Genomic DNA, 23,291 nt, shown 5'->3' with positions numbered 1-23,291 from the left:
AAAATTGGGGTATTACACTGTCACATCGCCGGAATCCTTTTTAAAGTATGGTGGGGCGGGGCGTGAGCGATTTGAACGCTCGACCAGCGGATTAAAAGTTTTCAAACCAATAGTGTAACCAATCTTCATTTTGGTTCACTGAGCCTACCTTTAGTGCTATTATATCAACTTAATTGCAAGTTTAGATATAACCTTATTTCACAACAATTACCTAACCAATGGTCGCCCAACATAAAATAGCATGGATAGATTTAACTTTACAAAAAAACGACTAGACGACCTACCCAATTCGTCTCAAGGTCGTAGAGATATGTATTACGACTCTAAAGTAATAGGGCTTTCTCTTAGGGTTACAGCTAGAGGTGTGAAGTCTTTCTTTGTTAGAAAAAGAGTTGATGGAAAATACGTCCAAAAAAAGCTAGGACAATATCCAGATATAACTATTGACCTTGTTAGATCCTCTGCAATGAAAGCTTTGAGTCAATTTAGCGCAGGAATAGACCCTAATAAAGAAGCAAGAGACAAGAAAATAAAAAGCATCACACTACTTGAGACAATGAATGATTACGCTCACAACAAGAAGAACCTTATTAAAGAAAAAACCATTCGTGACTATCAAACACTATTTAACAGCTACCTTTCTGAATGGCAAAACCTAGAGCTTTCCAGTATCAATCGACCTATGGTTGAAAAGAAGCATAGGTCGATTGGAAAAAAGTCTATCTACCGTGCAAATGCTACCATGAGACTCCTTAGAGCTTTGTTTAATTTTGCTATTGGTGAGTATGAAGATTCTAACGGAATACCTACCATTGGACACAATCCAGTTCAAAAGATTAGCCATAAGAAGGCATGGTTTAGAGAGAAAGTCAGAAGGAATATTGTTGAGCCAAATGACTTAAAAGTATGGTTTGAAGCAGTATTAAACTTACCCTATAACAAGGCTAATGTTACTAATAAAAACACCTCTGAAACAGTTAGAGACTACATTCTAATACTTTTATTTACAGGACTAAGGCCAGGAGAGGCTATAAACTTAACTTGGAACAATATTGATTTTAACAATAACTTGTTAAATATCAAAGATACCAAAAATCATGAGGACCACACCCTTCCGCTAACCAGCTTTATTATTGACATATTAAAACGCAGAAAAAGTGAAACGCTTGGCTTGGCTGTGCTCCCTGGTTACAACCCAAATAAGCCATTAGTCAACCCAAATAAACAGGTTAAGAAGGTTATTGAAGATAGTGGTATTCAATTCTTACTACACGACCTAAGAAGAACATTTGCAACCTACGCCGACAGTTTAAATATTCAACACTCTACAATTAAAAGATTGATGAATCATAAAGAGACAGACGTGACATCAGTTCACTACATTCAGCCATCAATTGAAACACTAAGAAAGCCAATGCAAAAAATTACTGATTACATACTAGAGACGGCCAATGTCAATTAAAAAAGATGTTGTATTTCCAAATAACAATGCGCCAAAGCATAAACAGGTTATCTTTGACACTTTAAGTGAGTTTAGACTAGTTAAACCTACAACTACTGCAATCATAATAACCTCTATTAAAGAATGGGCAGACAATTTTATTGATTATGAGTTTGATGCAAGATATTTAATTCCAGAAAACATTAATCCAGAGTGCGGAATTCAAAAATACAGCAAAATAAATGTGGAGGCTTGTTACAAATTGTTAGAACCAAAAGTAAGCTTAAACTTAAGCTTTGGTGAAGCCTTATTTATACTTCTAGGGCTAGACCCTTATAAATCTGTATTACCGCCTTTTCATAACTTTAAATATGCAAACTATAGCCCCATTGAGGACACCTTCTCTCTTGAATCTATATTTTATGTGACAAAGCAGTATCAAGCTCTAAGAAGGAGTTCTTATATGGGAGATAATCAAAAAATAACAAGTAAAAACCTTATAAAGTTAGCGGATGAAAATAGCTTTTTCACTGAACACATTGACTTTTTAGAAAAAAGAACCAATAGTGAAGTAATAATGAAAAAATTACACAAACTATTGATAGATTCTGGTTCTATTTCTGGTGAATTTTATGAATTGTGGCAGTGGATAGAAGATAGAAATCAATTATCTTATTTGGCTAAGCAGCTTAAACAGGTGCGAATATTTAATGACAACTGCCATCAGCAAATAAAATATTATATACAAGACCCTAGTAAAGCAAAAAGACCGCTTAAAAACATTAAAGACCCGAGCAATACAAAAACGATGGATAATATTATTGCTCAATTAATACCGTAGTACTATAATTTTTTTCTACAATCATTAATAGCAAAATCAATCAATAACTACACAAAGCAGCGTAGCCCCTTAATACTACGCTGTGCCTACCTATCCACATCCAACCACTCTGAATATCATTACATTTACCTTCTTTGGCAAAGTCATTGAAGTTTTTTTTAATAATATAGGAGTCCACAATGGATAAAGCAGATCAATGGCTAACAACTAAAGAAACAGCCAAAGAGTTAAATATCTCACCTCGAACACTTAACAATGCACGTAGCACTGGCACTGGAGTTGTTATAAATTTCACAAAAATAGGATCTCGGGTTTTCTACAAGAAGTCTGACGTAGAGATATACATAGAAAAACACACTTACGTTCACACTGGGCAATGCAAACCTACCTTATGAGTTTGATATTAATATCAGAGCTAAGCCTCAATAAGTGGATTAAATTAGCACTGTTGCAAGGAATAACAATAAGTCATTCAACAAAAAAATAGGATTTATAAAATGGAAAATAATAAAAAAGCCAGTAATACCGTGCAGAGTAAAACTGGCCAAAGAAATAACGCAGACAATACAACATTAGAACTTAATGGTAATAATACCAAAGATCAACTAGATATTGATGATAAACCACCAAAGCAAGATGAACTACTTATTGAATTAGCATCGAAAAAATGCACATTCTTTCATGATGATCAGAAGGAGGCATATGCAAAAGTAAAAATAGGCAGTCATATTGAAATTTGGAATATTAGCTCACCTGAATTTAATGATTGGCTAGCGCATCAATTTTGGATTAAAAACGGACAAGGCGTAAAAAAATCAAGCTATGAATCAGCGCTACTAACATTGAGAGGTATGGCTATTTTTGAAGGCAAGACAGAAGAGGTTCATCTTAGAGTTGCGCAAATTAATGACATGATATACATTGATATATGCAATAAAAATTGGGAAGTTATTGAGATTAACAAAAAAGGCTGGAGGGTTGTTAACAATCCACCTATTAATTTTTCTAGATCAAAAAATATGAAGCCGCTACACACGCCTAAAATAAAAAATGGAGGCATTAATCTTTTATTAAAACACTTAAATATAAATACGGATGATCTACCACTAGTTGTAGGGTGGCTGTTAATGGGTATGCAAGCAGGAAGTGGCGCCCTCCCAATATTAATCTTCCAAGGCCCTACAGGTTGTGGCAAAACTACTGCATCTAAAATGTTAAGAGAAATAATAGACCCGAATAGTGCCGACCTCTTATCTAAGCCTAAAACAGAAGATATGAGAGTTATTGGCGTTAGGAATCATGTCTTAGCTTTTGATAACTTATCAGGAATTCATTCAAATTATAGCGATGCTCTTTGCAAAATTTCTACAGGTGACAATCAGACTATTAGACGACTTCATACTACAAACGATGAATTCACTATATCAATTAAAAAACCAATACTACTCAATGGTATTGATGAAATTACTAGCAGAAACGATTTATTAAGTAGAAGCATTCGAATCGAACTTAAAAAAATCAAATTATTCAAGCCAGAATCACAAGTATGGGCTGATTTCATAAAAGATGTTCCTAGCATACTGTCTGCACTATTAGATGGCACTAGTTGTGCATTGGCCAATCATAACAAGATAAGAATTAAAGAGATCACAAGAATGGGGGATTTTTGCAGATGGTCAACTGCCGCAGGAAAGGCGTTTAGCTGGGAAAAAGATATATTTATAAATCAATACAAAAGAAACATTGCACAATCCTATATCGATTCAATTAATTCATCAAATTTTGCGACAGCAGTCGTTGATATGATTAACAAAAAACCAGATTTTAAAGGTACACCTGCAGAGTTGTTAATGTCTCTAAATTTTAACTCTCAAGTTAAGATAGAGCTATCAGCAAAGGGAGTGGTTAATAAAGTTTTAAGATGTCAAGATGCTTTAGAAGTATTTGGAATAGAGATTGATAAATACAAAGACAGAACTAATCGAACTCTAATAACAATCAAAACGAATGAGGAATATTGCCAGCAATCGGGGATTAGTGACGAATGGCTAAAAGAATATAATTCTTAAAGATAAGCTATGCAAGCTATGCGCATAGCTTGCATAACATGAAAACTAAATTTAAATAAATCTACAATTCGCTTCTTATCTACACCAACTTAACTTCTTACCACCACTGTACTCGTAAGCCAACTCATTATCAAGTAGCTCCTGCTCCAAACCCACGCCATCAACAACTACATTAGCAACCACTCTAAAGTACTTACCTCTCTGCAGATTAGTCAACTTAATCTCTTTAGCATTAGACAACTTACCTCTTACAAAATCTCTAGCCTCAAGAGCCAAATCCTTCTCATACTGACACTTTCCTCGTATCTCTGGTGTGTCTTACTCCACTCACTCTAATAGGTATGTTCTTGCCCACGATAGGAGGGAGTGAGTCTATGTTGACTCTGAAGGTATCACCATCATAGACACTAATTACTTTTGATACTGTTACTGTGCCGTATTGGGGTACTGCTTGAGTGCTTGTTGTTAGTAAAAAAACTAGATATAAAGCATTTTTCATGGCGTATAACCTTGTGCCACAAGCCGACAATGGATAAATTTACCGAGACTAGAACGTGTAATCATCGTATGATTTTAGGTTTGTTTTCTGTGTATTAACTGGCTTAATATCTTTGCCCTCATCTGTCTCTTTAGATTTACAATTATTACCAATCCATTTTATATTTTCAATTATCCCGTTTTTGACTTCATAAGTGGTTTTACAGGAAAAGGTGTTTCCGCCGATAGGAGAAGAATAACTGCTGCTGCCAGAGCTACTATAACTAGTATAGTAGCTCTTGCTTGTGGTATATGAATTAAGGTATTCAAGAAACTTAATGCCGCCAGAAGTATATGTCGAACTAGGAGCTCCTCTTGATCTTATAAGTTCAACTTCTGTGTGTCCCATCCAAGTTTCCATAACTTGTCTGTACCCTTCAGTGGTTTTGCATCCTGACACAACACTAAGTATTAATATAATAAAAAATAATTTTTTCACGAATACCCCTCTCTTGTTAATATTTCCATAGTTCAAAATCATCCCACTTTTTCTGAGCCTTTTCCTGAATTTTTACATCCTTGCTAAGTAATGTTTTTTGTATTAATTCTTTTGCTTTTAACATGTTTTTATCTACACCTATGCCAAAAATATACATGCCTGCCAGCTCCCCTAATGACTCCTCACTTCCAAGATCTGCAGCCTTTTCAAATAAAGATTTTGCTTTATTGTAATCTGTTATAAGTCCAAATTGATCAGCGTTTATGGACTTATAAATCATAGCTAAATCATGAATTGAGCGCTTATCATTTTGCGCAGCGGCAGCTTCTAGAAATTTTATTGACCTTACCTTATCCACTGTAACGCCATATCCGAATCTATATGCACCATGAACACTTCTTTGTGATTTTAGATCCCCTTGGTTTGCAGCTTTAATACGCCATCTCGTTGATTTTATTGCGTCTGGCTTGACATATTTGCTTGTGGCATATATATTTCCTAATAAGGCCTGGGCATTCATAAGATTGTTGTTTGCAGCTTTCTTTAACCAATACATCCCTGTAATAGTGTCTTCTTCAACACCCATTCCTTGTAAATACATGATAGCAAGTGATCTTTGAGATTCCGCAAAATTATTTATAGCAGCCTTTTCGAACCAATAGAATGCCTTTTTGTTATTTACAGAGCCCGCTTTTCCACTTCCATACATAATGCCTAGATTGTGTTGTGCCTTTACATCACCTTGTTGCGCACCAATCTTATACTCTTTTAAAGCTGTTGAAAAGTCTCCTATATTGTATGCTTTTTTAGCTTCAGAATATCCAGCAAAACCACTGCCACTTATCCCAAATAACAACACTGTCGTTGTTAATAAAGTTTGTATCTTATTCATTGCTTAAACCTCTCAATAACCTTCTTATCCAAAAACCCTTTTATATCAGCCAGCGTCCCATCTTCGTTATACACCTTCATCAATTTAGGCTTTCCATATTCATATGTTACTTCTTCAAACACTCTTCCTGATTCGTAATAGGTAGTAACCATACCGTGAACCAATCCTTTGGAATATGGGATTGACTTCATTACCTTGCCGTTCTCATACCAAGTTCTATGTAGACCGTCTAGTACGTCATTATTAAAGACTTGTTCTAGTTGCTTACTACCATCTGGATAGTAGCTAACAGCTCTACCTTGTCTAATACCATTATCAAAGTTAACCTGTGCCTGGATAGAGCCATCTTCATAATACAACTCAACCATACCATCAACCTTACCTTGATTAAAGTGTCCTAGTGACTTAAGCTCACCTAATTGATAGTAGACCTTCTCATAGCCGTGAAGAATGCCATCAACATAGTCTTTGTTAAACTCTACAGCATCCTTGCCCCAGTCGTTGTTAATGATGTCTAGATTGCCTGTGAAGGGTTGGTTAGTATCTGGGTTGATTAATAGGTTGTTTCGGTAGGTTGCTTCAAGATTGGCTTGAGCAGTAGTAAGGATTAGAGTGAGTAGCGGAAGTATGCGTTTCATAAGTGATAATTGTAGCTCAAAAGCAACCGAAAGATTAGCTAGTTAGGTACAATTTGTCCAGCATATGCTTAAGCTGTTCATTCATAAACCCCTTTTTTAGCTTCCACTCTAGATTGGATTAAAAGCTAAATATCGAACCAATATGAAAAAAGAAAAAGACTCGTAAGTTATTTAATCTTCAAAGGAATCTAAAAAAGATTTTCCAAAAAAGGGTTTGGCATATCCAGATTTTTCAATCCACATATCGGCCTTATCTCTATTTTTTTGAACACCCAAACCTTTGAAATGCATTATGGCTAATTCCATAGCGGCAATTCTAGGATACCTACCAGATTCATAATTTTTTTCTAAATTAGAAATTTTATCTTTCAAATGGTTTGTGGCATTAGAATTTCCTTGTTTGGCGGCTTTTTCAATCCATTCAAGTGCTATGGACATTTGTTTGTAATATTCTTTAGATCCTGGGCCGTAGGTTCTTCTAACGATTGTATTAACACGGCCTTCTTCACGCGCTCCAAATTCATATTGTGCAATAGGAACTCCTGCTAAAGCTCCTTTCTCATACCAGGTCCAGAAGTCCGCATATTCTGTGTAATAAGGATGAATTCCTCCATTATTTGCTACAGATATTTTTAACATTTGATGGGCATAAGCTGAATTGTTTTCAGCTGCAATTTCAAACCATTCCCACGCCTTTTTTTTTGTTTTTCTCTGTCCCAATCCCCTTGAGAAAAAGAATTCCTAAATAAGATTGAGATGGATAATGCCCTGAAATAGCCGAACGCTTCACTAGCTTAAATCCTAACTCTTCATCTTTGATGGCATCAATTCCGTATATAAAATTAAGGCCGATCTCATGGACCGCTTCAATGTTTCCTTGTTTAAATGCTACTTTAAGCCAATGGTTTGCTATGGCTATATCTTTATTGATATTATTCCCATCAGTATTAAACAACTTGAACAACTCCCATGAAGACTTATTGTTACCTAGTTGCGAGGATTTTTCGAGCCACGGTATAAGCTTGAGATAGTTATTATGCTCTTTATAATAATTGATAAGATAGTTTAAGGATTGGTGCTTTCCTAATAACGCATGGAGTTTGTGAAAATCAATTGGTTGAATTGTGTCAATTGATTTTTTGTTGTTAAAGGCGACCTCTGGTATGCGTATTGTTTTTTTAACATTCGCTTCTTTTTTTAGACTTCCTGAGATTTTTCGAACCTTGCTATTAAGAATTTTATTAATAACATTTTTAGATGTATTTTGAATACTTTCTATATCACTATAAGATGAATACTTCCCTGATAATTGTATTAATATCGGGATATTTCCAACTCTTGTTAGAGTTGATATAACTAAACTAACCCTATCCCCATTGTTCACTTGACTCATGCCACTATAAGCCTTACTAGAGTCTAAAACATTACCCACATATGTAGCATCCCCCTGTATTAACACCTTGATATTTGATCCATTTTTATTTGATGTGCATAGATTTTTATTACTGCAATTGCCATTTTTTAATGAAAGAATAGTTTGGTCTAAATCTAAAGGGCTAAAGCTTTTATTAGATAAGTTTTTTATTGAGAATATTGCAAGTGATTGACTTGGCTTATCTTTAAATTTGATTACTAATAGTGGGCTAACATTAGCAACCAAGTCATTATGACTACTGGAAATATAACTATTTTTTAAGTTTATTGAAATCGTATTATTTTGAATTTCAAGATTGATTAAATTGGCGGATGATATGGCGGCATAAGCCATACATATAATAAAAATAGTATTTTTTAATTGTATCATTGTGAATCAGTCCTCATATATTAATCTAAATGTAACTCTATGTGATTTATCAATATCCTCTTTCTTGTCTTCTTTCATTACAGCCTGTGAAAATGAAAGCCCACTACTCTCTAATTTAGATTTAAGAAAAGAGCTGTATTTTAACGAACCTAGATAGCAAAATTTCAAGACGTTATTTGCCCTCTCTTGTGACAATTCCATATGATTAAAATACGACTCTTGTCTACCATTAGTCATTCTATTAAAGTTCCAAATTGAAGAAGTATGCCCCTCTATTTTAATATTTTTTATATAAGAGCTAAAACTACTATTAGCGAATATCTCAATATATCGTGGAAAAAAATCATTTAATATGATTTTAAATTCTTTTTTTATTTCTGAAGAGGCTGAGTCGAAATAAATTTTAGGATTGTTAAAGACAATCGAATTATCATTATTTATTGTTGCACCCCATTTAATTAAATCATTGTCAAATTCATTATGTAGAGCTTTATTTATATTTTCTAAAACTCTATTGTGTTGGGTGTTATCAAATCTGGGAATCTTGTCATTTAGGATGTCAATGTCTTTCTTTAATTGTCGATTTTCTTCATTTATTGAATTTACTATATTCTTGTCACTCTTTACTTTTAGCTTTAACCTTGAGTAATCAAGGGCTAGTCTTGCCATATCAATCTTCAAGTCATTGCTTTCAAGCAATAATTTCTGAGCATTTTTTAGAGCAATAATATCCTGGTGTCGATCTTCTATCTCAGCTTGTTTTTGATTTATTTCTTCATTTTTTGTAACGAGTAGGGTTACAGTGATAAACAAAAAAACCATCATGAGTCCGGACATGATGTCAGAAATACTCATCCATTCACTATCGTTTTTCATATTTTATCTCTCATAAGTATGTACTCTTTATATTGTGGAGTAGATTTGATGTGACTATGCTTAAACTCTTCTGCATGGCAGCCAATGCATAAAACTTTTAAATTGCCATGATTGTTATTAGATTTATTCGCATCTATATGATGGGTGTGCAAATATTTTTTATACTGACTTAAATCTTTGTAACACTCTTGACAAGTGTAATTAAAATTAGTTTTAATAGTTTTTGAGATAATTGACCAGTTCTTGGAATAAGCTTGTGGAACGGTCGTCATATCCTCATCTTTGGCAATCGATGGCTGTAAGTGTTTTAATTTTTGATTTAAATATTTTTGTAAATCAAAGTTTCCTGGGGTTAGGCCGTATTTAGATACATTGTATTTTTTATTGTATGTTCTTAAGCAGTTTCTACATACATCTAATTTTTCAAAATTACCACCGTTAAGCTGCACTATCCAAAATTTTCCATCACTTCTTCCTGCTTTTTTATATCGATGACCCCTATTATTACTCCTCATTTGAGAAAGTGTACTACATTCAAATATATGGAATTTTGGAAGCTCTCTTGCGTAGCCTGAATAGCTCCAATTGGTTATATCTGACACATGAACAATGGCTTTTTTAATTGATCCATCTTTTAGGACTGTTAACAGTTCACCTGCATTTGCGTCAAAAATATCTTCTAGATTACTCTCTATTCCTTTTGTTGAAAATTGCTTTACTTCGGTTGTACTATATTTGTCGATTTTTACCCGATTTACTGCCGTCCATAATTCGTCAAATTGGGTGATTTTCATAGATTATTCTTTGCTATTTACAAGATTAGACATTAGCTTTAAAAACTTCTCATAATCTTTTGCAAACTGATTTGTTAAAGATGTTAGGGATTTATTAAGTTTCCCCAAAGATTCTGGCAATTGCTTATCTAACTCTTGAGTCATTTTTGATAGAGATTTTGACTGAGAGGTTAGAGATTCCTGCACTTCAGAGGAGAAATCTTTAATAGAGTTTGTCATCTCTCTAGCATCTACCCCAACTTTCGTCATAGATTCTAAATGCGTCTCTAAATTTGAGATTTGATTTTGATTAGTCTCAATTATCGAACCAAGCTTAATACTCATATCAGATATTGAACTAAAATCATCTTTCAGTCCTGATATAACTGCTGAAGTATTTTCCAGGGCTTCTGAAGAGTTTTGTATAGTTTTTTGAAGTTGCTTCTGGCTATTTTTATTGGACTCAATCAATGTATCTGAATTTAATTTAAACTGCTCGAAGACTTCATTAAGCGCCAAATGACCTTTTTCAATTGAATTTTCAAAAATTGTCATTGCCTTATCTAGTTTGGATTCTAAATCGTCAATTGTTTCTTTATAATTTTCTTGCCACTGGATCATGTTTACAACAGACTCATTAAGCTGTTTAAAGTTATCCCCAAACTGCTCGGTTAAATTGTTATTAAAATCTGAAATAACCACTTCCAGAGCTTTTATAATTTCTTCTGTTGCGCCTTTTGCTAAGCTTTCAGTGGCTTTTTCAAGAGACAGTCTTATTTCTTCCATCTCCTTTGTAAGCATTGTCAAAAGTTTTTCATTATTAACTCCAACCAAATCTCTAATTTCAAATAGAACAGATGTAATTTGATTAGGTAGAGTCTGAAGATGCTTGGTATTAACTTGAATTTCTTCCAGTGCTTCTAATTTTTTATTTATACTTTGTAAGATGCTACTATCATCAAGTTCTTCATTTCCAGGAAAAGTCTTTTGTATGATGGTAATAAACAAGGCAAAAGACATGCCTGCTACTGATGTGTAGAAGGCTATCTTAAGGCCTTCTAATAAAATTGACACGCTTGCAGTTATATCGTTTACATCAAATTTTGACAATCCTATATAAACACCAACAAACGTACCTAATACACCTATAGATATGATTGTTGATTTGAAATCCCTATGTGTACTATGTAAATAATAAGTAAATAAATCCGCCGTCGCCATAATAGCAATGATTATTAGAAATGACGTATTTAATAAATTTGTAGGATATATTAGATTTAAATCAAATTCCATATTATTTTCCAGTACTTTGTTTTAATTATTTATAGTGTTATTGTGGCTACATTTTATTTGTTTTTATTAATAAAATTTAGTCCCAAGTTCAATATAATCATGTATTTCTGAACTCCAATAACTTTCAGCTTTAGACTTAAGAATTCTCTCCCCGCTGACAACATTATATTTTGATTTGACACATATTATTCTATTATTAGTAGAGTAATAATCCCAGTCAATAAACTCAACAAGAATATATTTTCCTTCAATTAGCCTATATCGTTTATTTGAATTAGTGCAAGACCCGCCTGAAGAAAAAACATCCACCGCTCTATTTTTATGGTCAAAAGTTGAAAGTTGGTCAAGGGTGTTAAAAGGGGCCTCATTAATCAAAATAAACCCGTTGTTTTGATTTTTTTTATATATAGAATATGAGTTTACCCATCTTTGTCCAGCGCTAGTATTGACAATAACTAATTCATATTCGCCATCGTAATTAACATCTTCAAAAAAGAACGGTGTTACGTCATATGCATAACTATAAGATTGGTGTGAGTTATCTATTAATGATATTTTTACTAACGATTCGTAATTGAAAGAGTGTGTTTTTTTAAATCTATTTCTCGATTAATACTCCATGCATTTTTACCTATAATTCCCAAATCATCAAGCATGCTATCTGGCAAATGAAATGCCTCTGAAAAGATTGAAAAAGAGTCGCCTTGGATTGGGTGGAAGTTAATTTTTGCAGCACCTGTAAGCCTTGGGGAGAGGCCATCATCAGGAGTCCACTCTATGTCAATGTTGTATAGCTCTTCTTTATAAATAATAGCACTTTCAGTACTTAACTTAATAATCTTTGTGCCATCATAAAAAGGTGAAAAATCCACTTTAAAATCTTTAATATCAATTGCATAAGATGCAAAAACTTGCGTAATGAGAATTAAAGACAATAGTAATATTTTTATTTTCATGAGGTAAATTGTAGCTCAAATCTAATCTCTTATCCTAACAATTTGGTACAATTCTTCTTATGAATAAATTACTGTTAACAATCTGCCTAATAATTTCAACTTCGACAATAGCGTGGTCTCCTGATGGTAAATTCATCACAAAAGAAGTTGATAGGCTGACAATAATAACCAACGCTGACCAAGAATCTGGACATCAATTTGTATCTGTATTTTTACAACCCGGGGGTAAATCAGTATTATCATTAAGCTGCTCCATGATGTGTGAGTTCTATTCAACTAAAAACCACACACCTAAAATTGATGGCTTTGATGGCATGTTGTGGTCTGAAGAAAATGCAGCTCGAGGCGACGGCAGATGGATTGAAAGTACAGGTGTTGTATCGCTACATACAAAAGACACTCCTACATTTATAATACCTGGCTACCCAAATAAACTTATTGGAATCATTCGAGATACAGCTGGTGCTACAGGTAACGGTAGTTTTAGTTTATATCTAATTGACACTAAAACAGGTGCTGTTGGTGTGAAAGGATTAAACTGGGGTGATAATGAGTGGGATGACGATGTTGAATGGAATGATAAGGATAAGGATAAGACCACAACCCTAAAAGATAAAAGTAGTTGTTTCTTATGTTTGTGGTAGAACAGCTCCATGCAAGTTATGTGTTAAATCGATCTGCATAGGATGTATAGCCTATCTTTATATTATTCCATACATTGATTTTGAGCCTTATCAAAGGCCTTAGTAAAGCCTTCAATATTAAAAGTATCATTTTGCATATCTAAGACTTTAGTTAAGTCATTCTTGGTCGAAAAAGCAACTATAAGATTTTTACTGTTTCTTATTATGTTTAAGAACTCTTCAGGCATGACAACATTACTAAACATGGCCAAAGTCATCTCTCCAAATTTATAAGTAGAAATAAGATCAAGTGTTGCATGCGTCACCTTGCCATCAAAATCCATATAGACCTTCACATCTTGCCCTTCAAATTCTTCAAGACCATTGGAGTAAGTTGACCAACTTATAAACATTAGGTTTTCATCACATCTACCCTTGTCCTTTGCAAAGCCAAACTTATGGCCATTTACCGTAGTGCCATTTGCATATATCCAGTTACTATCGTCAATAGTCCAATTATCTTCAGCATGCGAAAACATGGACATTAAAGAGATTAACAAAGTTAAGAGTAGTTTTTTCATCTGAATATCGAGGTTATTTTGCTAAACAAACTTGTATTAGTTTGCAAGGTAAATTCTACATCAGGCAGTATCATTCTATGTAACTCTTCTAGTTCGTTCATGTCAGGTTTATTGTACGGTTCAGTCGAGGCATAGGGTGTCATCTTGTAACCAGCAAGACCTATTGAATTTACATAATCTACTTGCTTGCGTGAATCGTCTACAAGCAAATCCCCATTTGTTTTACGAATATCTTTGTGTGCACCAATCCATCGCCTAGGGTCGGTGTTATAGTCTTTCCTGTAGATGAACTTATCAAAGTAAACACTCAGTCCTAATTTACTTAAAATTGGCTCTGAGCGCTCTTTAAAACTTGCAGTCCACAAGGTTAAGTGTATGCCGTTATTCTTAAGTGAAGTCAGTAGTTTATAAATACCAGGCCTAACTGTTTCACCTTTTTCATCGATAAGTGTATGGTCAAGGTCAAATACAACTCTCTTATATTTAGTTAAAGCCTTATGTGCATCCAACACTAAGAAATCACTTTCATTGGCAATCCTTTTGGCTTCTTCATTATGAAGTCTATCAGCATCAGGCACGATATTCACACGTAGCAAATCTAACCTATCTGCATCCCAACAAGTATTAATTGTAATACAGTCAGGTCGTTCCCCATATGTATGACCTTTACAAGCATCAGTTAACTGCTTAAACTGAATATCATCAAGTGGTGTATTAACTCCCTATGTTTCTTGGCAAATGATGCAGCTCTAGGGCCGTGTCCTTTATCCCTATGCTCGTTTTCACGCATACAGTCATGGGAAGTTTAAGCAAAATACGACAAAACCTCGGTATCGGCATTATTGAAGCTTGCAAGATGATGCGCGTTACGTTCAACAGTTTGCCAGTGTTTAATGCCGTGAATAGGACTGTCAAAGAAAAGCGATTCTTTTTGTAAAAGATTAAAAAACTTCCTGACTAACCATTATTAGTATCAAAGGTTAAATCTGAAAATGGCTTTGAATCCATAGATATCAATGATAAATCGTCGGCATCAATATACATCTCCAGCATTTTCGCTAATTCTTTGCATCCGTTGTTAAATTTATTGTAATTTTCAAAGCTTGGCTTGAATGGTTTAATATTTTCACCTATATGCTTTCCACTGGGAAAATGCTCAAGTAGATAAACCCAGTAATCCCCTTTCTTTTCTAAAGATGCAATACATGTTGCGCTAGGATTGGCAATTTTAAGAGTGCTTAGCCGCACAAAGAACTTGGTAATTTGTTCTTGGCTAGTAAAAAACTCTTCTATTAAATCATAGTTATTCATATTTACGTACATCTCTCCGATGCGACGTGAATACCATCTATTAATACTGACATGGTTATCGACTGCCTATCGATGTAACACTTTCATCATCCATTTGTCTGATTAATCTTGCTTCATATCTTTCAGCACGTCTTTTCAAGCGCTCATCTCTTTCTGCAGGGAATAATTCATCAAGTGTGTATGGTCGTCTCTCAGGGTAGCGACTGACACCTAACCAATCTGCGTACTCTTGTTTGATTTCGCTAAGAGGAATGGGGCTTAAGTTATCTACACAGCCAAATCCATCCCAATCTTCATCTTTTAATCTAAGAATAAGTCTTTGAATAGTTTAATCTTATATGCTTATCATTGATAATCTCGAAACTACCGCCACCCGGAAGTGTAATTTTCTTGTTATGGAAGTTGAAAATAAACGACCCACACACAAAGAAATTACACTCCTGAAATATTAAATGAACATTATCAAGAAAACTAATGTCATAGAAACTCTGTCCATAGCCACCATAAAGCCACAGTGAGTCATGGTCAGTAGTAAAGTTGAGAATCGCATCTGCAACTTCACCTTCCTCAAGTGTTTTATTTGAACGATATAAAATTACTTTTGACTTGTTATCAGGAGATTGATATTGCTCTTTATTAGAGCTATACTCAATGATTTGCTCCATTTCATTAGTAAGCTTAATAAAGCTATTTTTAGTGATTTCATCTTCACCTTTTCCAAGCCAAAAAACCTTTCTGTCAAGCGTATCAACGATAATGGACTCACACACAAACAAAGTGCAACGACTTAAAGTCAGACTCCTGTTATCCAAAAACTTAAGCTTAGAATAATTAACCAAATCACCAGGTCTTAACCACAAGTGCCCATCAGGCAATGCAATTTTCAACACTTGTTCTGGCAAAGCACCTTCCTCTAAAGCATTTTGAGATTCATACAAAACTGCTCTTAATGAATAGTCAGGCGAAAGCTCTACATTTGTAATGGTTGCATTTAGGGTTCTTACAATCTCTTCTGATTTATTTTCTATGCTGTACGTAAGCGATTCTTCCGCCTGAATAGGTAGCGTTATAATTAGGTATATAAATAGTGATAAAAGTGTCTTCATAAGAGAGATAATTGTAGCTCATTAATATACTAAATTTGGATAAATTACTGAATGAAAAATGATTTACAACCCTTTTCCTTGATGTGGCTTCCATTTGGAGAGAAGAATAAATATTATCTAACGCCAGATGGATTTGAAGGTCACCTTCCTTGATTTATTTGGGGTGATAATCTTGAAAACTTCAAGGCCAACATCTCATTTGAATTAACTGAAGAGTGCTTGCTCAAAGGAATACTTTACGGTCTATCCCCTCGTATCATGAAAGTCGGATCTGGTTACAATGAAGGTGACTTGTTGCTTATTCTAAACAAATTAAAACTAGGATATAAATACGATAGTGAAGAAGCATTAATTCTCCATGCAGCAGGCAATATTCGAAATAAGAATGGAATATTTCCATGCCTAACTATCCTGAGGACAGGCATGTATCTATTGCCAGAATCTTCAAAGATAAAAAGTGATTACATCTTGGGGCTTTGGGAAAAGTCTTATGAAAATAAAGATAATGAAAGTATCTACGAGGAAATTCTAGAGCTTATCCCCAAGATTGACATGAAGGATATATATAGCGAGGCTAAAGAAAGTATTTATAAAATCCAATCAAAAATTGATAATGAAAACTCATAAAGAAAGACTAAAAGAATATATATCTAATATTGCAAGCACATATGCCGAATTTGAGGGTGTGAATGAAGAATATCTATATCAGAATGTCTTTTGGCCTGCTCTTATTGAGCCTCCGGCTAGTCTACTAAAAAAGAGTGATGATTTCTTTGGCGATGAAGATATTGATAGATTTTATACGTTTCAAATTAAATCCCAAAGGGTAAAGATTTTTGAAACTTTTTATAGGGCTGCCTTTAAGAAAGTAAAAGACCTGAGCTTGGATTACAAAGATTTCAATTCAGGGCTGGAAATTATTGAGAATACAACTACACTTCTTGAAATTTTATTTCGTGAAATCAGGTTTAAGGACGAAGAACATTTAAGCGTATTTACTGATGATGAGTATAAGAGATGCTTCGAAATATATTCAAATTTTAACTATCCAATAATTGATGATATTCTTTTTAAATTCAAAGTTAAAAATGATTTAATTAAGCATCTTCCATATTTAGAAAGTATTAATCAGGCCGTAAATTTATATTTAGATTCTGAAATATATGACAAAGAAATTGATAGGTTCTTTATTGTTCTTCTAAGTGATTATGAAATATTGAATTATATAAATGACATAGCGTATCCAGCATTACAGGGAAGTGTAAAAAAAGATAAAAATGAGATGCTGGAGTTGATGTCTGAGTTTTACGTTTCTAAATTAGAGCGGGAGAGAGCCGCTATAAAATCAGTATTTAAACCTGGTAAATTTTATTTTAAAAGCTTTATTAAGTGGTCCGGATTTGCACTCTTTGTTTACATACTTCCTTACATAGTTAAAATATATACACCTATTTTTAATATTGAAAATATGGAAGTGGACAGTACCTTAAACTACTCTTTAGTAATAATGACAATTTGGTTTGTGCTAATGATTATCGTATCTATTCAAGACAAGGAAAAAAGAAAGAAGCTTAATAAGTTAATTGATAAGCATGAAACGCATGATGAGATCTTGTTGAAAATGAATGACTTTTACAATCTGGTTAGAGTTGATTCGCCATTACCTGTATCTGAAATCAAGAAAGAGTATTATAAAATGAGAGATTTAAATATACTTTTACCACTTTCAATATTATCTATTATCGAAAACCTTGAGGCTAGAAAAGTTAAGAATTTATAGAGATGTAATAATGGCGGTTTTTCCTTATCAATTAAAATATTAACCTAATTAAGAGCGTCTTCACCATAAGCCACAATCTCAATCCTGGTTGGCATATCGGATTCTGGTTCAATAAATATTTCTTGTGACTTAAGTTTGGGATATGTATATTTAGATATCTCTTGCCAGCACCTTATCTTCTGCTCTATAGATGCCTCATCAGACTCAGCTATGTTGATTAGCTTCTCAATAGGATTAATATCAAGCCTTAACAACAACTCATCAGCACCTAATAAGGTTTTTTTATTCTTTGAACCGCGCTTACGACCGCCTACCTTGGAATGACCAGATTTAAACATAGTATAAAAATAGTGCGTATTTAGTGAAATACCAATATAAACCCTTTGGCAAAAATACTCAAGTAAAGAAGGTGAAAAATTCAATATATCTATAAGTTAATACACTGACTATAACCACAAATAATTAATATTAGGTCGCCCAATGGTCGCCCAGATATTTCCGATAGACGAAAAAAAAAGCTCTCAATCGCTTGAAAGCCTTTAATAATATGGTGGGGCGTGAGCGATTTGAACGCTCGACCAGCGGATTAAAAGTCCGATGCTCTACCGACTGAGCTAACGCCCCTATTTATTTAACGCTCTAAAGTTGTTGACACTTCGCGTAAAAAAATGAAATTATACATTAATCAGACTTTATAAATCAATTAAAAACTAGGCTTTATTAACGATTTCTTTAAGTAATTTACCCGGCTTAAAAAAGGGCACAAACTTCTCACCTACTTGTGTCCTTTCACTAGTTTTAGGGTTAATACCTTGACGAGCTTTACGATGCTTCTTGTAAAAACCACCGAAGCCTCTTATTTCAATACCTTGACCAGAAATAATGCCTTGCATTAATTCCTGCAAAATTACTTCAACTGCTATTCTGGCATCAATTTTAGATAAATTAGAACTGTCTGATAAGCTTAAAATAAGGTCGGTCTTTTTCATAATAGCTAAAAAAGAAACAATCACATATCACTATGTGATTGTTTTTAAGTGTTACTTATTGTCTTCTTTTGCTTCTTTTAGCAAATCGCCCAATGTAGAACCAGTTGCTGCATCAGAAGATTGTTTGTTGTAATCTTCCATTGCTGCTTTTTCTTCCACTGAGTTTTTAGCTCTAATACTGACTGAAATATTGCGAGTCCTTCTGTCCACATTCACAATCGAAACTTCCACTTCTTCACCAGTTTTCAATACCAAGGTTGCATCTTCAACGCGATTTTCTGAAATTTCTCCTGCTTTCAAATAGCCTGTAATATCTTCACCCAAACTAATGACTGCACCACGCGGATCAACTTCCATAATCACACCCTTAACAATTGAACCTTTTCTATTGGCAGATGCATATTGCATGAAATCATCTTCTGAAAGTTGCTTAATGCCTAAAGAAATACGCTCTTTTTCAGCGTCAATATTCAAAATAACCACTTCCAATTCTTGTCCTTTAGAATAACTAGATACCAACTGGTCTGAGGATTGTTTTCCCCATGAGATGTCAGCTAAGTGAATTAAACCATCAATACCACCTGGAAGACCGACAAACAAGCCAAAGTCAGTGATTGATTTAACACTAACAAGGATTTTGTCACCCTTATTATGTGTCGCCTCAAACGATTCCCAAGGGTTTTCTTGAGCTTGCTTCATAGATAATGAAATACGGTGCTTAGACTCTTGAACATCTAATACAACCACTTCAACCTCTTGACCTAATTTAACAATTTTAGAAGGACGAGCATTGGCATTTGTCCAATCCATCTCACTCACGTGAACCAAGCCCTCAACACCCTCTTTAATGCGCACAAATGCACCATAGTCTGTTAAGTTAGAAACCGTACCTGGTACTTTCTTGCCAATAGGCAAGCGGTCTGAAATGTTATCCCAAGGGCTAGCAGTTAACTGTTTAAGCCCTAATGATACGCGCATTTTTTCTTTATCATAATTAAGCACTTTAACGGTAATCTTATCGCCAATTGTTAATTTTTCAGATGGGTGGTTAACACGTTGCCAAGAAATATCTGTAATGTGCAACAAACCATCAACACCGCCAAGATCAACAAATGCACCATAATCTGCAAGATTTTTAACAATACCTTCAATTTCCTTACCTTCTTCAAGACCTTCAAGTAGTGCTTCTCTATCGGCAGAGTTAGCTTCTTGTAATACGGCTTTTCTAGAAATGACAATATTGTTTCTAACTTCGTCCATCTTAATAACAATGGCTTCAATTTCTTGACCTGTTAGGTATGAGAAATCTTTCATAGGGCGTATATCAACTAATGAACCAGGTAAGAATGCTTTAACCACACCAATATCAACCGTCAAGCCACCTTTAACAGCGCCAGTTACAACGCCAGTTACAACCTCCTTAGAGTTCATTGCCAATTCAAGTGACTGCCATAACTTAATACGCTTAGCATCTGTATGTGACAACAAGGTATTGCCTAAGCCATCATCAATTGATTTAAGTGCAACTTCGACAATGTCGCCCTCTTCAACCTCTAATTCTCCTTGTGGATTTTTAAATTCGTCTAGAGAGATAAAACCCTCTGATTTAAGTCCAACATTAATAATCGCTTTTTCACGATTAATACTAACAATGGTTCCCATTAAAAGAGCACCAACTTTTACGTTTTGTTGTTCTACGCTATTTTCAAATAGCTCAGCAAATGATTCTGACATATTATTATTTTGATATTGACCGGTAATTCTTAAGCTATTTGCGGTATATGCTTAATACATTATCGGGTTAATTTATTTAAGAGGTTTAACCGCTTAAGCCTCAATTAATGCTACCACCTGAGTGATAACCTCATCAATAGATAGCCCAGTGGTATCAATGATAAGTGCATCTTTAGCAGGTTTAAGTGGAGAGTGTTTACGTGAACTATCACGCTCATCTCTTGCTTTCACCTTTGCTAAGATTTGCGAAATTATACCCTTACTGCCTTGCGCTTGCAATTGTTTTAAGCGCCTATTGGCTCGCTCGTCAGCGCTTGTAGTTAAATATACTTTAAATGACGCATTAGGAAAAACAGTTGTACCCATATCCCTACCATCTGCCACCAACCCTGGCGCTTTGGCAAAGTCTTTTTGGCGCTTAAAAAGCGCAGCACGAACCACGCCAATAGAGGCAATTTTTGAAGCCATCTCACCTGTTTTCTCTGTGCGTAAAATTTTAGAAACATCTTTGCCATCAAGATAAACACTCACAAGCTCATTACCTGGTTTGGTTTTAAATTCTAAACCAAGGGTTTGTGCAACTTTCTCCAAAGCCTCTTCATTAGTAATATCAACCCCTCTGGCATCAACCGCTAAAGCAAAAGCACGATAAATTGCCCCAGAATCTAATAAATGCCAGTTTTGTTTTTGTGCCACAATTCTTGCCACAGTGCCTTTTCCTACGCCACTTAGGCCGTCAATAGTTAAAACTGGTATTATATTTTGACTCATTTATCCACACCTCGAAATTCAGACGCCCTGATTTTCACATTAACCATTTTTGACTGGCGCTTATCAAGTTTTTCCATTTTTTCCAAAGGCCTGATTAAGGTCAAAATTAGCACTAATTGCCGTACCTATCAGTAAAATCAATAAGTCTGCTGATTCTTCTGCCAAATCCTCACCACCATGGTTTTTAAAATCATGCTTATCATGAAATGATTGTACGATTGCCAACATGGACTGGTAAGAATCTTGATTCATTTACTGACGCCAACAAACCTAAATAATTGGTATTTTTCACTTTACTTCGGGGCGTACTCCAAGAGCACTTCTTCAATTGGCTCATTTCATTTACCAACCTCAGGGCGCATATGTGGAAATAAAAGCACATCACGAATTGATGATGAATTGGTAAATAGCATCACCAATCTATCAATGCCGATGCCCTCGCCCGCCGTGGGTGGCATGCCATATTCTAGGGCGCGAATATAATCAGCATCATAGTGCATGGCTTCATCATCACCTGCGTCTTTGTCTTCAACTTGTTTTTTAAAACGTTCAACCTGATCCTCAGCATCATTCAACTCAGAAAAGCCATTGGCAATTTCACGACCACCAATAAATAATTCAAACCGATCGGTAATAAATGGGTTGTCGTCATTACGCCGTGCTAGTGGTGATACTTCAGTTGGATACTGCGTGATAAAAGCGGGTTGAATGAGCTTTTCTTCAACAGTAACTTCGAAAATTTCAATTTGAATTTTACCCAAACCCCAATTTTCTTTGACTTGAATACCTAATTTTTCTGCTGTTTTTTTAGCGTTGTCCTGATTTAAATCGATTGCTGTTAGGCTTGGGTTGTATTGCAAAATTGAATCAAACACACTAACACGTTCAAATGGCTTTGAAAAATCAAAATCATTATCTTGGTAATGAATATTGGCGCTACCGCAGACATCAAGCGCAATACCACGGAATAATTTTTCTGTTAAATCCATTAAATCATGATACGTGGCATAGGCTTGGTAAAACTCAATCATGGTAAATTCAGGATTGTGCCTCGTGGAAAGCCCCTCGTTTCTAAAATTACGATTAATTTCAAACACCCTATCCATACCGCCAACAATCAAACGCTTCAAATAAAGCTCAGGCGCAATACGCAAATACATGGGCATGTCTAATGCATTATGATGTGTCTCAAATGGTTTAGCTGTTGCGCCGCCTGGAATGGTTTGCAACATAGGCGTTTCTACCTCAATAAAATCATTTTTATTAAAAAAATTGCGAATATAGCCTACAATTTGACTGCGACGCTTAAACGTGTTGCGCGAATTTTCATTCATAATTAAATCAACATAACGCTGACGATAACGAGTTTCTTGGTCACTCAAGCCATGAAATTTTTCAGGCAGTGGACGTAATGACTTAGTCAGTAACTTAATATTACTAATACGAATGGACAATTCACCTACATTGGTTTTGAATAAAACACCCGTAGCACCAATAATATCACCAATATCCCATTTTTTAAACTGCTCATTATAAAAACTTTCGGGCAACTCATCGCGAGTGATAAAAAGCTGAATTTGTCCACTGGAGTCCTGTACATGTGCAAAGCTGGCTTTGCCCATCACACGCTTGAGCATCATCCGCCCTGCTACAGATACTTGCACGTTTTTTTGCACCAACGCTTCTTTAGAAAGACCATCAAATTTTTGAATAATGTCTTGCGCTAAATTTTCAGGCTTAAAATTATTAACAAATGGATTGCCTGCCTCTCTTAATAAAGCTAATTTTGATTTTCTTTCAAAAATTAATTTGTTGTTATCTTGATCGCTCACCAGGC

Annotated in this window: 28 protein-coding genes and 1 tRNA gene; 7 read left to right on the top strand and 22 right to left on the bottom strand. The window is 34.7% G+C overall.

Annotation, left to right across the window (positions count from 1 at the left end):
* Window positions 1-241: 241 nt before the first annotated feature.
* From CVFO_RS03350 to CVFO_RS03335, 4 genes are all read left to right on the top strand, one after another.
* Window positions 242-1,462, top strand: a complete 1,221-nt coding sequence (locus CVFO_RS03350) for a tyrosine-type recombinase/integrase (RefSeq protein ID WP_201340182.1) — start codon at window positions 242-244, stop codon at window positions 1,460-1,462.
* Window positions 1,452-2,282 (top strand): hypothetical protein, encoded by an 831-nt coding sequence (locus CVFO_RS03345; protein ID WP_201340181.1) that lies wholly within the window; start codon window positions 1,452-1,454, stop codon window positions 2,280-2,282. Before CVFO_RS03350 ends, CVFO_RS03345 begins: the two co-directional genes overlap by 11 nt.
* Before the next feature lie 179 nt (window positions 2,283-2,461).
* Window positions 2,462-2,677, top strand: coding sequence for a helix-turn-helix domain-containing protein (locus CVFO_RS09425; protein WP_201340180.1), 216 nt, complete (start codon window positions 2,462-2,464; stop codon window positions 2,675-2,677).
* 102 nt (window positions 2,678-2,779) lie between these two features.
* Complete coding sequence (locus CVFO_RS03335; RefSeq protein WP_201340179.1) at window positions 2,780-4,351, top strand: AICE element replication initiation protein; 1,572 nt, start codon at window positions 2,780-2,782, stop codon at window positions 4,349-4,351.
* A 75-nt stretch (window positions 4,352-4,426) separates the two neighbouring features.
* Here the strand turns inward: CVFO_RS03335 and CVFO_RS08770 are convergent, their stop codons facing one another.
* The 11 genes from CVFO_RS08770 to CVFO_RS03280 all read right to left on the bottom strand — a co-directional run bounded on the left by CVFO_RS08770 (window position 4,427) and on the right by CVFO_RS03280 (window position 12,559).
* Complete coding sequence (locus CVFO_RS08770; RefSeq protein ID WP_245394595.1) at window positions 4,427-4,627, bottom strand: hypothetical protein; 201 nt, start codon at window positions 4,625-4,627, stop codon at window positions 4,427-4,429.
* 271 nt (window positions 4,628-4,898) lie between these two features.
* Window positions 4,899-5,327, bottom strand: coding sequence for a hypothetical protein (locus CVFO_RS03325; RefSeq protein WP_201340178.1), 429 nt, complete (start codon window positions 5,325-5,327; stop codon window positions 4,899-4,901).
* A 16-nt stretch (window positions 5,328-5,343) separates the two neighbouring features.
* Window positions 5,344-6,219, bottom strand: coding sequence for a tetratricopeptide repeat protein (locus CVFO_RS03320; protein ID WP_201340177.1), 876 nt, complete (start codon window positions 6,217-6,219; stop codon window positions 5,344-5,346).
* Complete coding sequence (locus tag CVFO_RS03315; protein ID WP_201340176.1) at window positions 6,216-6,857, bottom strand: toxin-antitoxin system YwqK family antitoxin; 642 nt, start codon at window positions 6,855-6,857, stop codon at window positions 6,216-6,218. Before CVFO_RS03315 ends, CVFO_RS03320 begins: the two co-directional genes overlap by 4 nt.
* Before the next feature lie 171 nt (window positions 6,858-7,028).
* Window positions 7,029-7,577, bottom strand: a complete 549-nt coding sequence (locus tag CVFO_RS03310) for a tetratricopeptide repeat protein (RefSeq protein WP_201340175.1) — start codon at window positions 7,575-7,577, stop codon at window positions 7,029-7,031.
* On the bottom strand, window positions 7,534-8,661 hold the full coding sequence (locus CVFO_RS03305) for a tetratricopeptide repeat protein (protein WP_201340174.1): 1,128 nt from the start codon (window positions 8,659-8,661) through the stop codon (window positions 7,534-7,536). The genes CVFO_RS03310 and CVFO_RS03305 overlap by 44 nt, the downstream gene beginning before the upstream one ends.
* Before the next feature lie 6 nt (window positions 8,662-8,667).
* Window positions 8,668-9,537 (bottom strand): OmpA family protein, encoded by an 870-nt coding sequence (locus CVFO_RS03300; RefSeq protein WP_201340173.1) that lies wholly within the window; start codon window positions 9,535-9,537, stop codon window positions 8,668-8,670.
* Window positions 9,534-10,331: an HNH endonuclease gene (locus CVFO_RS03295; protein ID WP_201340172.1), complete on the bottom strand. Its 798-nt coding sequence runs from the start codon at window positions 10,329-10,331 to the stop codon at window positions 9,534-9,536. The genes CVFO_RS03300 and CVFO_RS03295 overlap by 4 nt, the downstream gene beginning before the upstream one ends.
* Before the next feature lie 3 nt (window positions 10,332-10,334).
* A complete protein-coding gene (locus CVFO_RS03290; protein ID WP_201340171.1) occupies window positions 10,335-11,603 on the bottom strand; it encodes a hypothetical protein in 1,269 nt (422 codons plus the stop codon).
* A 66-nt stretch (window positions 11,604-11,669) separates the two neighbouring features.
* A complete protein-coding gene (locus CVFO_RS09420; RefSeq protein ID WP_425352123.1) occupies window positions 11,670-12,149 on the bottom strand; it encodes an XAC2610-related protein in 480 nt (159 codons plus the stop codon).
* 14 nt (window positions 12,150-12,163) lie between these two features.
* Window positions 12,164-12,559: a hypothetical protein gene (locus CVFO_RS03280; protein WP_201340169.1), complete on the bottom strand. Its 396-nt coding sequence runs from the start codon at window positions 12,557-12,559 to the stop codon at window positions 12,164-12,166.
* A 59-nt stretch (window positions 12,560-12,618) separates the two neighbouring features.
* Here CVFO_RS03280 and CVFO_RS03275 point away from each other — a divergent pair, with 59 nt between their 5' ends.
* Window positions 12,619-13,203: a hypothetical protein gene (locus CVFO_RS03275; protein ID WP_201340168.1), complete on the top strand. Its 585-nt coding sequence runs from the start codon at window positions 12,619-12,621 to the stop codon at window positions 13,201-13,203.
* A gap of 62 nt (window positions 13,204-13,265) precedes the next feature.
* Here the strand turns inward: CVFO_RS03275 and CVFO_RS03270 are convergent, their stop codons facing one another.
* From CVFO_RS03270 to CVFO_RS03255, 4 genes are all read right to left on the bottom strand, one after another.
* A complete protein-coding gene (locus CVFO_RS03270; protein ID WP_201340167.1) occupies window positions 13,266-13,763 on the bottom strand; it encodes a hypothetical protein in 498 nt (165 codons plus the stop codon).
* A complete protein-coding gene (locus CVFO_RS03265; protein ID WP_225879345.1) occupies window positions 13,760-14,350 on the bottom strand; it encodes an NIF family HAD-type phosphatase in 591 nt (196 codons plus the stop codon). Before CVFO_RS03265 ends, CVFO_RS03270 begins: the two co-directional genes overlap by 4 nt.
* A gap of 370 nt (window positions 14,351-14,720) precedes the next feature.
* Entirely contained in the window at window positions 14,721-15,074 is a 354-nt protein-coding gene (locus CVFO_RS03260; RefSeq protein ID WP_201340165.1) for a hypothetical protein, read from the bottom strand.
* A 305-nt stretch (window positions 15,075-15,379) separates the two neighbouring features.
* Window positions 15,380-16,180 carry a hypothetical protein gene (locus CVFO_RS03255; RefSeq protein WP_201340164.1) on the bottom strand — a complete coding sequence of 267 codons (801 nt, stop codon included), beginning with the start codon at window positions 16,178-16,180 and terminating at the stop codon, window positions 15,380-15,382.
* Window positions 16,181-16,438: 258 nt separating this feature from the next.
* Between CVFO_RS03255 and CVFO_RS03250 the strand changes: the two genes are divergently transcribed.
* Together CVFO_RS03250 and CVFO_RS03245 are read left to right on the top strand one after the other, a co-directional pair.
* Entirely contained in the window at window positions 16,439-16,807 is a 369-nt protein-coding gene (locus CVFO_RS03250; protein WP_201340163.1) for a hypothetical protein, read from the top strand.
* Window positions 16,794-17,960 (top strand): hypothetical protein, encoded by a 1,167-nt coding sequence (locus CVFO_RS03245; protein WP_201340162.1) that lies wholly within the window; start codon window positions 16,794-16,796, stop codon window positions 17,958-17,960. The genes CVFO_RS03250 and CVFO_RS03245 overlap by 14 nt, the downstream gene beginning before the upstream one ends.
* 44 nt (window positions 17,961-18,004) lie before the next feature.
* Here CVFO_RS03245 and CVFO_RS08765 read toward each other — a convergent pair whose 3' ends face one another.
* The 7 genes from CVFO_RS08765 to lysS all read right to left on the bottom strand — a co-directional run bounded on the left by CVFO_RS08765 (window position 18,005) and on the right by lysS (window position 23,286).
* Window positions 18,005-18,382 carry a hypothetical protein gene (locus CVFO_RS08765; protein WP_225879311.1) on the bottom strand — a complete coding sequence of 126 codons (378 nt, stop codon included), beginning with the start codon at window positions 18,380-18,382 and terminating at the stop codon, window positions 18,005-18,007.
* A gap of 126 nt (window positions 18,383-18,508) precedes the next feature.
* Window positions 18,509-18,584, bottom strand: a tRNA-Lys gene (locus CVFO_RS03235).
* Between the two features lie 86 nt (window positions 18,585-18,670).
* On the bottom strand, window positions 18,671-18,973 hold the full coding sequence (locus CVFO_RS03230) for an HU family DNA-binding protein (protein WP_425352116.1): 303 nt from the start codon (window positions 18,971-18,973) through the stop codon (window positions 18,671-18,673).
* Between the two features lie 27 nt (window positions 18,974-19,000).
* Window positions 19,001-20,710: a 30S ribosomal protein S1 gene (gene rpsA / locus CVFO_RS03225; protein WP_281064416.1), complete on the bottom strand. Its 1,710-nt coding sequence runs from the start codon at window positions 20,708-20,710 to the stop codon at window positions 19,001-19,003.
* Between the two features lie 66 nt (window positions 20,711-20,776).
* On the bottom strand, window positions 20,777-21,454 hold the full coding sequence (cmk, locus tag CVFO_RS03220) for a (d)CMP kinase (protein WP_201340160.1): 678 nt from the start codon (window positions 21,452-21,454) through the stop codon (window positions 20,777-20,779).
* A 63-nt stretch (window positions 21,455-21,517) separates the two neighbouring features.
* Window positions 21,518-21,706 carry a hypothetical protein gene (locus CVFO_RS03215; RefSeq protein WP_225879310.1) on the bottom strand — a complete coding sequence of 63 codons (189 nt, stop codon included), beginning with the start codon at window positions 21,704-21,706 and terminating at the stop codon, window positions 21,518-21,520.
* Window positions 21,707-21,792: 86 nt separating this feature from the next.
* Window positions 21,793-23,286 (bottom strand): lysine--tRNA ligase, encoded by a 1,494-nt coding sequence (lysS, locus tag CVFO_RS03210; RefSeq protein WP_201340159.1) that lies wholly within the window; start codon window positions 23,284-23,286, stop codon window positions 21,793-21,795.
* Window positions 23,287-23,291: the final 5 nt, after the last annotated feature.

Source organism: Isorropodon fossajaponicum endosymbiont JTNG4 (genome assembly GCF_016592615.1).
Classification (GTDB): Bacteria; Pseudomonadota; Gammaproteobacteria; order PS1; family Pseudothioglobaceae; genus Ruthia.
The sequence above is the reverse complement of the archived record's forward strand: the minus strand, read 5'-3'. Positions and strand labels throughout refer to the sequence as shown.